This window comes from Stenotrophomonas maltophilia, assembly GCF_003970865.1.
GTDB classification, from domain to species: domain Bacteria; phylum Pseudomonadota; class Gammaproteobacteria; order Xanthomonadales; family Xanthomonadaceae; genus Stenotrophomonas; species Stenotrophomonas maltophilia_AR.
Genome location: NZ_RXLZ01000088.1, coordinates 1 through 14534, shown reverse-complemented (window position 1 = coordinate 14534; position 14534 = coordinate 1). Strand labels below are relative to the sequence as shown.

Here is a 14534-nt window from a genome sequence, read left to right as displayed (position 1 = left end):
TGCGGCATGCATCCACGCATGGCGTGGATCTACTGGAGCTGGTCTTTGCCCTGGTAGGTGCCAACCTTGGTTGGCACTTCGGCATGCATCCACGCATGGCGTGGATCTACCGCAGCTGGTCTCTGCCCTGGTAGATGCCAACCTTGGTTGGCATTGCGGCATGCATCCACGCATGGCGTGGATCTACTGCAGCTGCAGGCCGCTCCGCAGCACCGGCAACAGCCATTCGATGAACACCTGCACGCGTTGTGCGCGGTGTTGCCGATGCGGTTGCAACAGGGTCACCGGCAAGGGCTGCGCTACATGCTGCGGCATCACTTCCACCAATGCGCCTGACTGCAGTTCGGCCTGCACGTCGTAGCGCGGAATCTGCAAAAGCCCCAACCCCGCCACACAGCACGCAATCGATGCCTCGGCGCTGTTCACCCGCACCCAGCCGGGCATCGGCAGCGTGCGCAGCTGGCCGCCGTCCTGCCACTCCCACGATTCCACCCGTGCGGTGGTCGGCGACGCGTAGTTCACCGCCCGGTGCTGCTGCAGGTCGGCAGGTTGCTGCGGCACACCGTACTCGCGCAGATAGACCGGCGCGGCAACGTTGACGAAGTCCAGCTGGCCCAGCTCGCGCGCCACCAGGCTGGAGTCACCCAACTGACCGACCCGCAGTACGGCATCGCAGCCGTCTTCGATCAGGTTCACCGCGCGGTCGGTCATGCCCAGGTCCACTTCCACCTGCGGATGGCGCGCAAAGAAATCGGGCAGCGCCGGGGCGATGATGCGACGGCCGATGCGGCTGGGCACGTCGATCTTCAGCAGGCCCACCGGCTGCGCATCGTCCTGGCGGAACAGCGATTCGGCGTCTTCAACCTCGGCGATCAGGCGCAGGCAGCGGGCATGGAACACGTCGCCATCATGGGTGGTGGAAACCCGTCGGGTCGAGCGCTGCAGCAGGCGGGTGCCGAGCCGCTGCTCCAGCTCCGCAATGGCTGCCGAGACGGTGGAGCGGGGCAGGCCGAGCTGGTCGGCGGCGCGGGTGAAGCTGGCGCATTCCACCACCCGGGTGAAGATGCGGAAGCGATCGATCCGGTCCATTGTTCGCTGGCTCTGGAAAGTTAAGTCAATGTGGCGGGCTTTATCCGCGTTTTCTGCACGATATCGTCGTCAGGGCAGGGTTGCCACCCCGGGCAGCCCCCTCCCGAGACCGAAGCCATGACTGACCATTCCCTCAAGGGCAAGACCGTACTGATCGCCGGTGGCGCCAAGAACCTGGGCGGACTGATCGCCCGCGACTTCGCCGCACAGGGTGCCAAGGCCATTGTCATCCACTACAACAGCGCCGTTACCCAGGCCGATGCAGAGGCGACCGTCGCTGACGTGCAGGCCGCCGGCAGCAAGGCCGTCGCCCTGCAGGGCGACCTGACGTCTGCCGCAGCGATGGAGCGCTTGTTCGCCGATGCCGTGGCCGCGGTCGGCCGTCCCGACATCGCCATCAACACGGTTGGCAAGGTACTGAAGAAGCCGCTGCTGGAGATCAGCGAAGCGGAGTACGACGAGATGAGCGCGGTCAACGCCAAGGCTGCGTTCTTCTTCCTCAAGGAGGCTGGACGCCACGTCAACGATGGCGGCCGCATCTGCACCCTGGTGACCTCACTGCTGGGCGCGTTCACGCCGTTCTACTCCAGCTACGCCGGTACCAAGGCGCCGGTGGAGCATTTCACCCGCGCGGCGTCGAAGGAGTTCGGTGAGCGCGGCATCTCGGTGACTGCGATCGGGCCGGGCCCGATGGACACGCCGTTCTTCTATCCGGCCGAGAGTTCCGATGCGCAGGCGTATCACAAGACAGCAGCGGCGTTGTCGGCGTTCACCCGGACCGGCCTGACCGACATCGCCGACATCGTGCCGTGGATCCGCTTCCTGGTCACCGATGGTTGGTGGATGACCGGGCAGACCATTCTGGTCAATGGTGGGTACACCACCAAATAATGCAGCCACGCGTGGCGTGGCTCCACGGCGGTGGCGGGCGCCCACCCTGGTTGGCACGGATGGCTGCATCCACGCATGGCGTGGATCTACCGCGCGAGATTCGAACGATCCACGCATGGCGTGGACCTACTGCGCGGGGTTCGAACGATCCACGCATGGCGTGGATCTACTGTGGGAGGTTCGAACGATCCACGCATGGCGTGGATCTACAGTAGAGCCACCCCATGGGTGGCTGCGCGCAATGTCCGAAGGAAAGGCCGCCACGCATGGCGTGGCGCTACCGGATCAGTTGAGTTTGGCCAGCACCGCATCCGTGGCGGCAGCGGTACTCACCGCCTGGCCCTTGGCGGCCAGGTCGGCGGTGAACACGCCGTCATCCAGCACCGCATGCACGGCGGCTTCCACCGCCGCAGCCTCGGCTTCCAGGCCCAGCGAATGGCGCAGCAGCATCGCGGCGCTGAAGATCGTCGCGTACGGGTTGGCGATGCCCTTGCCGGCGATGTCCGGGGCCGAACCGTGGATGGGCTCGTAGATACCGACCGCACCGGGTTCGCCCAGCGAGGCCGAGGGCAGCAGGCCGAGTGAACCGGCCAGCATCGAGGCTTCGTCGGTGAGGATGTCGCCGAACATGTTCTCGGTGACGATCACGTCGTACTCGCGCGGCTTGGCCAGCAAATGCATGGCCATCGAATCGACCAGCTGATGCTCCAGCGCGACATCCGGGAATTCCTCGCGGCCGATGCGCGCGGCCACGTCACGCCACAGGCGCGAGGTTTCCAGCACGTTGGCCTTGTCCACCGAGGTGACCTTGCCGCGGCGCTGCCGGGCCAGGCGGAAGGCGCTGCGCAGCACGCGCTCGATCTCGGCCACGGTGTAGCGGCACAGGTCGCTGGCGCTGTCGGCGTCGCGGGTCTTGTCGCCGAAGTAGATGCCGCCGGTCAGCTCGCGTACCACCACGAAGTCCACGCCCTGCAGCAGCTCGGCCTTGATCGGCGAGGCGTGCAGTGCGGCTTCGTGGGTACGCACCGGGCGCAGGTTGGCATACAGGCCCAGCGCCTTGCGGATCGCCAGCAGGCCCTGTTCCGGGCGCACCTTGGCGTTGGGATCGGACCACTTCGGGCCGCCGACCGCACCCAGCAGCACCGCGTTGGCGGCCTGGCAGGCAGTCAACGTAGAGGCGGGCAGCGGTTCACCATGGCGATCGATGGCGATGCCACCGATGTCGTGCTCGCTGAAGGTGAAGGTGTGGTTGAAGCGTTCGGCGACGGCCTTCAGGACGGCGACTGCCGCGGCGGCCACTTCCGGGCCGATGCCATCACCGGGCAGGACAACAATTTCAGCGTGCATGCTCACTCTCGTAGCGTTCGATTTCAGGGACACGGCCCAACAGATACCCCAACTGGTCGACACCTTCCAGCAGGCAGGTCTGCGAGAAGCCATCCAGCGGGAAGGAATAGACGTGGCCGTCAGGCGTACGCAGCTCTCGCGCGGCCACGTCGATGGTCAGCTCGTCGTCCGGGCGCTGCATCAGCGCCTGCACGTCGGCTTCGTCCAGTACGATCGGCAGCAGGCCGTTCTTCAGCGAGTTGCCGCGGAAGATGTCGGCGATCTCGCTGCTGACGATGGCGCGCAGGCCCAGGTCGGTCAGTGCCCACGGTGCATGTTCGCGCGAGGAGCCGCAGCCGAAGTTGCGACCCGCCAGCAGGATGCTGCGGCCGGCGTTGTGCGGCTGGTTGAAGGCGAAGTCGGCCACCGGCGAACCGTCGGCCTGCCAGCGCCAGTCATTGAACGCGTTGCGGCCGAGGCCAGCGCGTTCGGTGGTGGACAGGAACCGTGCCGGAATGATCTGGTCGGTGTCGATGTTGGTCTGCGCCAGCACCACGCTGGACGAGGTCAGGGTACGGAAACCGGCCATCACGCCACCTCCTGTGCGAACAGTTCGCGGGTGTCGGCGACATGCCCATTCACTGCGGCCCACGCGGCGCTCATCGGCGAGGCCAGCAGGGTGCGCGAACCGGGGCCCTGGCGGCCTTCGAAATTGCGGTTGCTGGTGCTGACGGCCAGCTGGCCGGGGGCGACCAGGTCACCGTTCATGGCGATGCACATCGAGCAGCCTGGCTCGCGCCATTCTGCACCGGCCGCGCGCACGATCTCATGGATGCCCTCGGCCTCGGCCTCGCGCTTGACGATCTCCGAACCGGGCACCACCAGCATGCGCACCCGGTCAGCGACACGACGGCCGCGCAGCACCTGCGCCACTTCGCGCATGTCGCTGAGGCGGCCGTTGGTGCACGAGCCGACGAACACCACATCCACCGGCGTGCCGGCCAGTGCTTTGCCGGCCTGGAAGTGCATGTAGTCCAGGCCCTTCTGTGCGGCAGCATCGTTGGCCGCCGGAATCGGCGCATCCACCGCGATTGCGGTGCCCGGATGGGTACCCCAGGTCAGGGTCGGGCGGATGTCGGCGGCGTCGATGTGCACTTCGCTGTCGAAACGCGCGCCCTCATCGCTGCGCAGCTGCTGCCAGCGCGCCACGGCGGCGTCGAAGTCGGCGCCCTTGGGGCCGCGCGGAGTGTTGGCCACGAAGTCGAAGGTGACCTGGTCGGGGGCGACCATGCCGGCGCGTGCACCGGCCTCGATCGACATGTTGCACAGGGTCATGCGCTGTTCCATGTCCATCGCTTCGATGGTGCTGCCGCGGAACTCGATCACATGGCCGGTGCCGCCATTGACGCCGATCACGCCGATGATGTGCAGGACCACGTCCTTGGCACCGACGCCCGGCGCCAGCGGGCCATCGACGGTGATGGCGAACGTCTTGGCCTTGCGCTGCAGCAGACACTGCGTGGCCAGCACATGGCCGACTTCGCTGGTGCCGATGCCGAACGCCAGCGAACCGAAGGCCCCGTGGGTGGAGGTGTGGCTGTCGCCGCAGACGATGGTCATGCCCGGCTGGGTGAAACCCTGTTCCGGCGCGATCACGTGGACGATGCCGCGATTGTCCGAGGCCATATCGAACAGTTCGATATCGTGCTCGGCGCAGTTGCGCGCCAGCGTGGCGACCTGCGCTTCGGAGGCGGCGCTGGCGTAGGGCAGCGTGCCATCGGCGGCGGCCGGCAGGGTCGGCGTGGAGTGGTCCATCGTCGCCTTGGTGCGGTCCGGGCGGCGCGGCGACAGGCCGCGCTCGCGCAGCTCGGTGAACGCCTGCGGCGAGGTCACCTCGTGGATCAGGTGCAGGTCGATGTACAGCACGGCGGGCGCGCTTTCAGATTCGGGAACCACCACGTGGGCGTCCCACAGTTTGTCGTACAGGGTGCGGGGTGCGGAAGTCATGCGTATGCCTGGCAGAAGTACGAAATAGCGAACATCAGTAAAGAAAGCGGAACGGTCAAGTCAGCGACGGCGGGCGAGCACGCGCAGCCGCACGTAGTCGGCCAGTGGCTGGCTGGCGGCATTGCGCGGCAGCTCGGCGAGCAACGCGGTGGCCGCCTCGCGCACGGTGGCGCGTGCCTCGGCCGGCAGGTCGTCCAGCAGCGGTGCGGCGAATACCCGCAGCCAGCCCGCCACACCGGTCGGCAGTGCGGTGGGGCGCGGCGTGCACTCGATCAGTTGAACCTGGAAGCCATGCTGGCGCAGGCGGTCGGCGTAGGCATCGGCCGTCGGGAAGTACCACTGGAAAGCGCTGGCGCCGTGGCCGTGAGCCACGCGTGCGGCCTGCACGGCCGCGATGATCGTGGCCACGTTGCCGTGGCCGCCGAACTCGGCGACGAAGCGGCCACCGGGGCGCAGCGCGCGGCGCACGCCTTCCAGCACGTGGTCCGGCGTGCTCATCCAATGCAGTGCCGCGTTGCTGAACACCGCATCGAACTCGGCGTTGAAGGTCAGTGCGTGGCCATCCATCACCTGCGCATCGACGCCGCGTGCACGCGCGGCGATCACCAGTTCCGGTGAGGCATCCACACCGTGGATGTGCGCGCCGCTGAGCGCCAGCTCGGTGCTGAGCACGCCATCGCCACAGCCCAGGTCGAGGATGCGTTCACCGGCGCGCGGGTCGAGCAGGCGCGATACCGCGCCGCCGAGCAGCGGCACGAAGCCGGCGTCGATCGCATAGTCCTGGGCGTTCCACTGCTGGCCAGCGGTGCTGGTCGGGGTGGGGGTGTCGAAGGCGCTCATGGCGGGATCCTCAGGCGGTGGCGGGGGTGGCAACGTCGGTGTTGCTGTGGGCGGCAGCCTGGCGCTGGCGCAGCAGGCGGTTGGCAACATCCAGCCAGGCCAGTGCGGAGGCTTCGATGATGTCCTTGCTGGTGCCGGTGCCGTCGTACTCCACGCCCTCGTGGCGTACGCTCAGGTTGGCTTCGCCGCGCGCGTCGGCGCCGATGCCGACGCTGTGCACGTGGTAGCTGTCCAGCATCAGCTGCACGCCGGTGGCGGCCGACAGCGCGCCGAACAGCGCATCGACCGGACCGTCGCCCTGCGCGGTCTCGGCCACGCGGTTGCCGTCCGGGTCGGACAGTTCGACCAGCGCGTTGGCGCGGCTGCCGACATCGCTGATGGTCATCGACGCCAGTCGATAACCCTGTGCATTGGAGCCGCCCTGCATCAGCGTCTGCAGGTCGGCATCGGTGACCACGCGCTGCTGTTCGCACAGGGCCTTGAACTGCTCGAACACCAGCTTCAGTTCGTCTTCGTCCAGCCAGAAGCCCAGCGCACGCAGGCGCGCTTCGACGGCTGCGCGGCCACTGTGACGGCCCAGCACCATCTGCGAGTCTTCCCAGCCCACGTCTTCCGGACGCATGATTTCGTAGGTGCCGCGGTGGCGCAGCATGCCGTGCTGGTGGATGCCCGATTCATGGGCGAACGCGTTGGCGCCGACGATGGCCTTGTTGCGCTGTACCGGCATGCCGACCAGGCGCTGCAGCAGCTGCGAGGTGCCGACGATGCGCGGGGTGTTGATCGAACTGTCCTGCTCGTAGAAGGCCTGGCGTACCTTCAGCACCATCGCGATTTCTTCCAGCGAGCAGTTGCCGGCGCGCTCGCCGATGCCGTTGACGGTGCACTCGACCTGGCGTGCACCACCTTCGATGGCGGCCAGCGAGTTGGCCACGGCCAGGCCCAGATCATTGTGGCAGTGCGCGCTGAAGATCACGTTGGCCGCGTTCGGTACATCGGCGACGCCGGCGATGACCTGCTGGAACATCGCGCGGATTTCTTCCGGCGTGGTGAAGCCGACGGTGTCGGGCAGGTTGATGGTGGTGGCACCGGCGGCAATGGCCACGCGCGAGACTTCGATCAGGTAGTCCAGCTCGGTGCGGGTTGCATCTTCGGCCGAGAATTCGACATCGTCGATGTAGGAGCGGGCCAGCGAGACGTGCTTGCGTACCGACTCCAGTACCTGCTCGCGGGTCATCCGCAGCTTGTGCTCGCGGTGCAGCGGGCTGGTCGACAGGAACACGTGCAGGCGCGGGTTGGCAGCGGCCTCCAGCGCACGTGCCGAGGTTTCGATGTCGGCCTGCAGGCAGCGCGACAGCACCGCCAGGCTCAGGCTCGGACGGCGCAGTTCGCGGCCGATCAGTGCCATCGCCTCGCGGTCGGACTGCGAGCTGGCCGGGAAGCCGGTCTCGATGATGTCCACGCCCAGTTCGTCCAGCGCACGCGCCATCACCAGTTTCTGCGGCGGGCTCATGCTGCAGCCGGGGGACTGCTCGCCGTCACGCAGGGTGGTGTCGAAGATGCGGATGCGCGGGGTGGTAATTCGTTCGATGGTGGTCACAGGGAAATCTCCTCGACAGCGGGTGCGACGGCTTGCATGGGGGAAGGGGAAGAGGTGGGGGAAGCGGTGGCGCTGGCCTTGCCGGGCGAGCGCGGAGTTTCACTGCGCCGTCGCCGTGGTTTGCGTGGCGGGCGTGGGCGGATGTCGGTGAGCAGGCCGGCCAGGACACCGGCATCGATGTTGCCGCCGGAGACCACCGCGCACTTGCGGCGGCCGGCGACGCGGCGGCCGGCCGCCAGCGCCAGCGCACCGGCGCCCTCGGCGATGATGTGTTCCTCCAACGCCAGCCGGACCAGAGTTTCGCGCAGTTCGGCCTCGCGCACGATCACCACGTCGTCCAGCAGCGAGGTGCACAGGCGGCGGGTCAGGAAGCCGGGAATCTTCACCCGCACGCCGTCGGCCAGCGAGGCGACGGGGGCGATCTCGCGCACGTCACCGCGGATCGCGCGTGCCATCGAATCAACACCCTCCACCTGCGCGCCGACCACGCGTACACCCTGTGATTTCAGTGCCAGTGCAACGCCGGAGGCCAGCCCGCCGCCGCCGATGGGTACGATCACCACATCCAGTGCGTGCGCGGCCAGCTCGATGCCGACCGTGCCCTGGCCGGCAATCACATCGGCATCGTCGAACGCGGACAGGAAGCGGTAGCCATGGCGTTGCGCCAGTTCGACGGCGAAGGCGTAGGCCTCGTCGTAACTGTTGCCATGCTGGCGCACGGTGGCGCCCCAGTGAGCGACGCCGGCGATCTTGGTGGCCGGTGCGCCGTGCGGCATCACGGTGATGGCCGGCACATCCAGGCGATAGGCCGCCCACGCAACGCCCTGGGCATGGTTGCCGGCCGAGGCGCAGATCACTGGCCGGGTGTCACCGCGCTCGCGACCGGCCAGCAGCGCATTCAATGCGCCGCGTACCTTGTAGGAACCGGTGCGCTGCAGGTTCTCCAGCTTCAGCCAGGTGCCGAAGCGTTCGGCATGGTGCAGCGGGGTGGGCGGCAGGAAGCGGCGCAGGCGGGCCTGCGCTGCCAGAACGTCGGCGACGCTTACGTCGCCGACATCGCTTTCCTGGCTGGTGTCAGCGGCCGGCATGGGCCACCAGCGTGGTGCGGAAGACCGCCGCATGCGGGCACGGGCGACGAAGAAGACGCCTCCGTACCGGCACCGTGGTCGCTACGGTACGGGTGTTCATGGGGCTACTCCTTCCACGGCGGTGACCTGCACGGACACGCAGTCGTAGATCTTCTCGATCTGCCGGCACAGCGTTTCCGCCGGGCGCTGGCCATCCACCACCAGCTGCAGGTGCCAGCGGCCATCGTCGGCGGCCACCGGCGCGCCGCTGATCGCACGCGGCGCAAAGCCGCGACGTTCGGCCATGCCGATCACGCGCAGCAGCGCGCCTTCGGCCGGGTGCAGCACCAGGTCAAGCCGGTATTGCATTGGGGGTCTCCTGGCGGGCGTGGGCGGGGTTGCTTTCCAGCATCGTGCTGTTGGCGGTGTTCGGTGGCACCAGCGGCCACACGTTGGCGCGTGCATCGATGGCTACGTGCAGCAGCGCCGGGCCCGGTTCGGCCAGCAGCGCGGCCAGGCCACCTTCCACGTCGTCGCGGTTGTCGATGCGGGTGGCGGCGATGCCGAACACCTGCGCCAGTGCCACGAAGTCCGGGTTGTCGGACAGGTCGATCTCGCTGTAACGCTCGGCAAAGAACAGCTCCTGCCACTGCCGCACCATGCCCAGCGAACTGTTGTCCAGCAGCACGATCTTCACCGGCAGGCGGCAACGCGCGATGGTGGCCAGCTCCTGCACGTTCATCATGAAGCTGCCATCGCCGGACACCAGCACCACGGTGCGATCGGGGCAGGCGAACTGCGCACCCATCGCCGCAGGCAGGCCGAAGCCCATGGTGCCCAGCGCGCCACTGGTCAGATGATTGCGCGGGTGGTTGAAGCGGCAGTGCTGCGCCACCCACATCTGGTGCTGGCCGACATCGCAGGCGATCACCGCATCGGCCGGGGCCAGCTCGCTCAGGCGCTTCAGCAGCGCCGGGGCGTAGATGTGCTGGCCCGGGGCGTCGTAGCGTGCAGCGAAGCGGTCGCGGTGCTGCGCGCAACGCTTGCGCCACGCATCCTGATGGGCCTTGGGGGAGGGGAAGGCCGCACGCAGGGCGCGGATGGCGTGACCGACATTGCCGGGCACGGCGACGTCGGCACTGCGCAGCTTGGAGATCTCGTAGGCGTCCGCATCGATGTGGACGACGCGGGCGAATGGTGCGAACTCGGCCAGCTTGCCGGTGGCACGGTCATCGAAACGCGCACCCAGCACCAGCAGCAGATCGCTTTCCTGCACCGCCATGTTGGCCGCGCGGGTGCCGTGCATGCCCAGCATGCCCAGCGACTGCGGATGACTGGCCGGCAGTGCACCCAGCCCACGCAGTGTCATCACAGTGGGGATGGCGCTGGCCTCGACGAAGTCGCGCAGGTCCTGCACGGCATCACCCAGGGCGATGCCGCCACCGGCGTAGACCACCGGCTTCTCGGCCGCCGCCAGCGCGGCGATGGCCTCGGCGATGGCGGCCTCGGCCGGCGCCGGCGGCGGTTCGACGCTGCTGGGCACATGGGCCGGCAGATGGCTGGCATCGGCCAGCTGCACATCCTTGGGCAGGTCGATCAACACCGGACCGGGACGGCCCTCGCGGGCGATCCGGAACGCATCGACGACCACGCGCGGCAGGTCATCGACGCTGCGCACCAGCCAGCTGTGCTTGACGATCGGCATCGTCAGGCCGAACACATCCAGTTCCTGGAAGGCGTCGGTGCCCAGCAGCGGCGTGCCGACCTGGCCGGTGATGCAGACCATCGGTACCGAATCCAGCATCGCATCGGCAATGCCGGTGACCAGGTTCGAGGCGCCCGGGCCGGAGGTGGCCACGCAGACGCCGACCTGGTTGCTGGCACGGGCGAAGCCGTTGGCGGCCAGCGCCGCGCCCTGCTCATGGCGTACCAGGATGTGCTTCAGCGACGAATCCACCAGCGCGTCGTAGAACGGCATGATGGTGCCACCGGGATAGCCGAACAGCGTGCGGACGCCTTCGGCCTCCAGCGCCTGGGTCAGCCAGCGCGCGCCGTTGGGCGGCGCGCTGCGATGTGTCGAAGAGTTCATGGGGGAACCTTGCAAAGCGGGTGGGGGAGGCCGCGTGGTTACGCGGCCTGTCCTTGCAACCAGACCATCTTGGCGCGCAGTTCCTTGCCCACCTTTTCGATCGGGTGCTCCAGGTCGGCCTGCTTGAACCTGTTGTAGTTCGGCAGGCCCGCTTCGTACTCGGCCACCCAGTTCTTGGTGAAGGTGCCGTCCTGGATGTCCTTCAGCACCTCCTTCATGCGTTCCTTGGTGCCGGCATCGATCACGCGCGGGCCGCTGACGTAGTCGCCGTACTGCGCGGTCTCGGAGATGAACTCCAACATGCGCGAGATGCCACCTTCGTAGAACAGGTCCACGATCAGCTTCAGTTCGTGCAGCACTTCGTAGTAGGCGATCTCCGGCTGGTAGCCGGCTTCGACCAGGGTCTCGAATCCGGCCTGCACTAGCGCCGAGGCACCGCCGCACAGGACCGCCTGTTCGCCGAACAGATCGGTCTCGGTCTCTTCCTTGAAGGTGGTCTGGATCAGGTTGGCGCGGGCACCGCCCAGGCCAGCCGCGTAAGCCAGCGCGAACTCGGCCGCCTTGCCGCTCTTGTCCTGGTAAACCGCCCAGATGCACGGCACGCCACGGCCGATTTCATACTCGCGACGTACCAGCGCGCCGGGGCCCTTGGGTGCGACCAGCACGACATCGAGGTCCTCGCGCGGCTTGATCATGTCGAAGTGCACGTTCAAACCATGCGCGAACAGCAGCACCGCGCCCTGTTTCATGTTGGGTGCCAGCACATCGTCGTAGAGCTTCTTCTGCACCATGTCCGGGGTCAGCACGGCGACCAGGTCGGCGTCCTTCACCGCATCGGCCGGTGCTTTCACGGTGAAGCCGTCGGCCTGCGCCTTGACCTCGGTGGGGCCGCCCGGACGCAGGCCTACCACCACATCGAAGCCGGATTCACGCAGGTTCAGCGCGTGGGCGCGGCCCTGGCTGCCGTAGCCGATGACGGCGATCTTGGTCTGGGGCAGGTCATTGGTGCTCATGGGGGAGGTTCCTTGCGGTGGGAAGAAAAAAGAACGGCCGGTCGTCGAGGTGACGTGCCGGCCGGTCAGGGGAAAGCGATGGAGGAGGCGCCATGCGTCGCACAGGCACAGGCACAGGCACAGGCACCACAAGGTGTTGTGGTGGTGCTGGTCCAGGTTTTGAAGTTGGCGTTGTTCATGGTGGTTGCGTCTGAAACCAGGTCCTGAAATGAAAAAACCCGCACCTGGGCGGGTGCGGGTTTTTGAAGAGTTCCGGTGTGTGTGTTGCTTACACGCTGGCTCGTCCCGCACCTGTTGGTTGGGTAATAAGTACGAGCACAAGAATCGAACGCAGCGAGGCGGCGCCGGTGTCGGCGGCTTCGATGTGGGTTCGCGGTGGCGTGTTGTGATGCAACATGTGATCGAGAAAAACACAGCCATTTCGGCGCTGTCAAGCCTCGCGACGAATTTTCTATCGGTTTCCGGTGCATCCAGCGCAATCGCTTGCGGCACAAGGATGGTTGCCGCTGAAAGTGTTTCGGTGAACCCGAATTCACTCCTTTCAGGACGGTTTTTGCGCGGAATCCGGCGGATTTTCGCCTTGGTGGGTCGGACCTTGGCCTGCCACCCCAAGGATCAACGTCCATGACCTCTGCCCGATACCGCGTGAAGGCCGCAGCGGCGAAGATCGGGGAACCACCCTTCCATCGGAACCCGACCGTGTCCCGACGCCTTGCCCATTCCCTGGTCGCCACCGCCGTACTGGCTGCCGTGCCCGCGTTGTCCTTTGCCGCCGACCGCATTACCGGCCACACCTTCGCCACCCGTTCGGAGGTGATCGCCCCGCATGCGATGGCCGCCACCTCGCAGCCACTGGCCACCCAGATCGCGCTGGACGTGATGAAGGGCGGCGGTTCGGCGGTGGACGCGGCGATTGCCGCCAACGCCGCGCTCGGCCTGATGGAGCCCACCGGCAACGGCATCGGCGGCGACCTGTTTGCCATCGTCTGGGACCCGAAGACCCAGAAGCTTTACGGCTACAACGGTTCGGGCCGCTCGCCGAAGTCGCTCACCCTGGCCGAGTTCCAGCGCCGTGGCCTGAAGGACATCCCGGCCACCGGTCCACTGCCGGTGTCGGTACCGGGTGCCGTCGACGGCTGGTTCGCGCTGCACGACCGCTTCGGCCGCAAGCCGATGGCCGACAACCTGGCGCCGGCCATCCGCTACGCGCGCGAGGGTCACCCGGTGGCCGAGGTGATCGCCTACTACTGGGACCGCTCGGTGCCCAAGCTGTCGCAGTATCCGGGCTTCAAGGAGCAGTTCACGATCAACGGCCACGCTCCGCGCAAGGGCGAGATGTGGAAGAACCCGAACCTGGCCAGCACGCTGCAGAAGATCGCCGATGGCGGGCGCGACGCCTTCTACAAGGGAGACGTCGCCCGCACCATCGGCGACTACTTCAAGGCCAACGGTGGCTACCTGAGCTACCAGGACATGGCCGACCACCATGGCGAATGGGTCGAGCCGGTCAGCAGCAACTATCGTGGCTATGACGTGTGGGAACTGCCGCCGAACAGCCAGGGCATCGCCGCGCTGCAGATCCTCAACGTGCTGGAAGGCTACGACTTCTCGAAGATTCCGTTCGGCTCGCCCGAGCATGTGCACCTGTTCGTTGAAGCGAAGAAGCTGGCATTCGCCGACCGTGCGCGCTTCTACGCCGACATGGCGTTCCAGCCGGCGCCGGTGCAGAAGCTGATCTCCAAGGAGTACGCCGCGCAGCGCCGCGCGCTGATCTCGATGGACAAGGCATTGAAGGAAGTGCAGCCGGGCACGCCGAAGCAGCTGGAAGAGGGCGACACGATCTACATGACCGTGGCCGACGCCGACGGCATGATGGTGTCGCTGATCCAGTCCAACTACCGCGGCATGGGCAGCGGCATGGCGCCGCCCGGGCTGGGCTTCATCCTGCAGGACCGTGGCGAGATGTTCGTGCTGCAGAAGAACCATCCCAACGGCTACGCGCCGGGTAAGCGCCCCTTCCAGACCATCATCCCGGCGTTCATCACCAAGGGCGGCAAGCCCTACGCCAGCTTCGGCGTGATGGGCGGCGCGATGCAGCCGCAGGGCCATGCGCAGATCGTGATGAACCTGGTGGACTTCGGCATGAACCTGCAGGAGGCCGGTGATGCACCGCGCATCCAGCATGAGGGCTCGACCGAACCGACCGGGCAGGCCACGGCGATGACCGACGGTGGTGAAGTGAATCTGGAAACCGGCTTCCCGTACGAGACGGTGCGTGCGCTGATGCGCAAGGGGCATCGCATCGTGTTCGCCGATGGTCCGTATGGCGGGTACCAGGCGATCATGCGCGATCCCGAGACCGGGGTTTACTACGGTGCGTCGGAGAGCCGCAAGGACGGGCAGGCGGCGGGGTATTGAGGTTTCCCGGCCACCGGGCTGAGCCCCCTCTGCGGTGGTGGTTCGTGGAAGCGGGATCATGTCTGCCCCTTATACCCACTGGAGCCTGCCGACGACCGTCCGGCGTTGGAGCACGTAGGTCGCCTGCTTTTAACAAAAAAAACAAAAACACAACTTCAAACAACCTGCAACCAAAACCAAACAACACAAAAAAAAAG

12 protein-coding genes are annotated in these 14534 nt (G+C 66.8%); 2 read left to right on the top strand and 10 right to left on the bottom strand.

What is annotated here, in order from left to right:
* Positions 1 to 183 precede the first annotated feature (183 nt).
* Positions 184 to 1089: a LysR family transcriptional regulator gene (locus EKL94_RS20480; protein ID WP_126930443.1), complete on the bottom strand. Its 906-nt coding sequence runs from the start codon at positions 1087 to 1089 to the stop codon at positions 184 to 186.
* A gap of 117 nt (positions 1090 to 1206) precedes the next feature.
* Between EKL94_RS20480 and EKL94_RS20475 the strand changes: the two genes are divergently transcribed.
* Positions 1207 to 1980 (top strand): SDR family oxidoreductase, encoded by a 774-nt coding sequence (locus EKL94_RS20475; protein ID WP_126930442.1) that lies wholly within the window; start codon positions 1207 to 1209, stop codon positions 1978 to 1980.
* Positions 1981 to 2265: 285 nt separating this feature from the next.
* Here EKL94_RS20475 and leuB read toward each other — a convergent pair whose 3' ends face one another.
* From leuB to ilvC, 9 genes are all read right to left on the bottom strand, one after another.
* Positions 2266 to 3327 (bottom strand): 3-isopropylmalate dehydrogenase, encoded by a 1062-nt coding sequence (gene leuB, locus EKL94_RS20470; protein ID WP_126930441.1) that lies wholly within the window; start codon positions 3325 to 3327, stop codon positions 2266 to 2268.
* Complete coding sequence (gene leuD / locus EKL94_RS20465) at positions 3317 to 3895, bottom strand: 3-isopropylmalate dehydratase small subunit (protein WP_126930440.1); 579 nt, start codon at positions 3893 to 3895, stop codon at positions 3317 to 3319. Before leuD ends, leuB begins: the two co-directional genes overlap by 11 nt.
* Positions 3895 to 5313 carry a 3-isopropylmalate dehydratase large subunit gene (gene leuC, locus EKL94_RS20460; protein ID WP_126930439.1) on the bottom strand — a complete coding sequence of 473 codons (1419 nt, stop codon included), beginning with the start codon at positions 5311 to 5313 and terminating at the stop codon, positions 3895 to 3897. The genes leuD and leuC overlap by 1 nt, the downstream gene beginning before the upstream one ends.
* Positions 5314 to 5373: 60 nt before the next feature.
* Positions 5374 to 6153, bottom strand: coding sequence for a class I SAM-dependent methyltransferase (locus EKL94_RS20455; RefSeq protein WP_126930438.1), 780 nt, complete (start codon positions 6151 to 6153; stop codon positions 5374 to 5376).
* Between the two features lie 10 nt (positions 6154 to 6163).
* Positions 6164 to 7750 carry a 2-isopropylmalate synthase gene (locus EKL94_RS20450; protein ID WP_126930437.1) on the bottom strand — a complete coding sequence of 529 codons (1587 nt, stop codon included), beginning with the start codon at positions 7748 to 7750 and terminating at the stop codon, positions 6164 to 6166.
* Entirely contained in the window at positions 7747 to 8838 is a 1092-nt protein-coding gene (locus tag EKL94_RS20445) for a threonine dehydratase (protein ID WP_126930436.1), read from the bottom strand. The genes EKL94_RS20450 and EKL94_RS20445 overlap by 4 nt, the downstream gene beginning before the upstream one ends.
* A 96-nt stretch (positions 8839 to 8934) precedes the next feature.
* A complete protein-coding gene (locus tag EKL94_RS20440) occupies positions 8935 to 9186 on the bottom strand; it encodes an ACT domain-containing protein (RefSeq protein WP_049445555.1) in 252 nt (83 codons plus the stop codon).
* Positions 9170 to 10906 (bottom strand): acetolactate synthase 2 catalytic subunit, encoded by a 1737-nt coding sequence (gene ilvG, locus EKL94_RS20435; protein ID WP_126930435.1) that lies wholly within the window; start codon positions 10904 to 10906, stop codon positions 9170 to 9172. The genes EKL94_RS20440 and ilvG overlap by 17 nt, the downstream gene beginning before the upstream one ends.
* Positions 10907 to 10944: 38 nt before the next feature.
* Positions 10945 to 11919, bottom strand: a complete 975-nt coding sequence (gene ilvC, locus EKL94_RS20430; protein ID WP_126930434.1) for a ketol-acid reductoisomerase — start codon at positions 11917 to 11919, stop codon at positions 10945 to 10947.
* A gap of 624 nt (positions 11920 to 12543) precedes the next feature.
* Here ilvC and ggt point away from each other — a divergent pair.
* Positions 12544 to 14337: a gamma-glutamyltransferase gene (gene ggt, locus EKL94_RS20425; RefSeq protein ID WP_260473475.1), complete on the top strand. Its 1794-nt coding sequence runs from the start codon at positions 12544 to 12546 to the stop codon at positions 14335 to 14337.
* The last annotated feature ends 197 nt before the right edge of the window (positions 14338 to 14534 follow it).

What these genes read in the sequence shown, in the direction of transcription:
- EKL94_RS20480 (WP_126930443.1), bottom strand. Translation starts at nt 1,089, where the DNA reads ATGGACCGGATCGATCGCTTCCGCATCTTCACCCGGGTGGTGGAATGC.
- EKL94_RS20475 (WP_126930442.1), top strand. Translation starts at nt 1,207, where the DNA reads ATGACTGACCATTCCCTCAAGGGCAAGACCGTACTGATCGCCGGTGGC.
- leuB (WP_126930441.1), bottom strand. Translation starts at nt 3,327, where the DNA reads ATGCACGCTGAAATTGTTGTCCTGCCCGGTGATGGCATCGGCCCGGAA.
- leuD (WP_126930440.1), bottom strand. Translation starts at nt 3,895, where the DNA reads ATGGCCGGTTTCCGTACCCTGACCTCGTCCAGCGTGGTGCTGGCGCAG.
- leuC (WP_126930439.1), bottom strand. Translation starts at nt 5,313, where the DNA reads ATGACTTCCGCACCCCGCACCCTGTACGACAAACTGTGGGACGCCCAC.
- EKL94_RS20455 (WP_126930438.1), bottom strand. Translation starts at nt 6,153, where the DNA reads ATGAGCGCCTTCGACACCCCCACCCCGACCAGCACCGCTGGCCAGCAG.
- EKL94_RS20445 (WP_126930436.1), bottom strand. Translation starts at nt 8,838, where the DNA reads ATGCCGGCCGCTGACACCAGCCAGGAAAGCGATGTCGGCGACGTAAGC.
- EKL94_RS20440 (WP_049445555.1), bottom strand. Translation starts at nt 9,186, where the DNA reads ATGCAATACCGGCTTGACCTGGTGCTGCACCCGGCCGAAGGCGCGCTG.
- ilvG (WP_126930435.1), bottom strand. Translation starts at nt 10,906, where the DNA reads ATGAACTCTTCGACACATCGCAGCGCGCCGCCCAACGGCGCGCGCTGG.
- ilvC (WP_126930434.1), bottom strand. Translation starts at nt 11,919, where the DNA reads ATGAGCACCAATGACCTGCCCCAGACCAAGATCGCCGTCATCGGCTAC.
- ggt (WP_260473475.1), top strand. Translation starts at nt 12,544, where the DNA reads ATGACCTCTGCCCGATACCGCGTGAAGGCCGCAGCGGCGAAGATCGGG.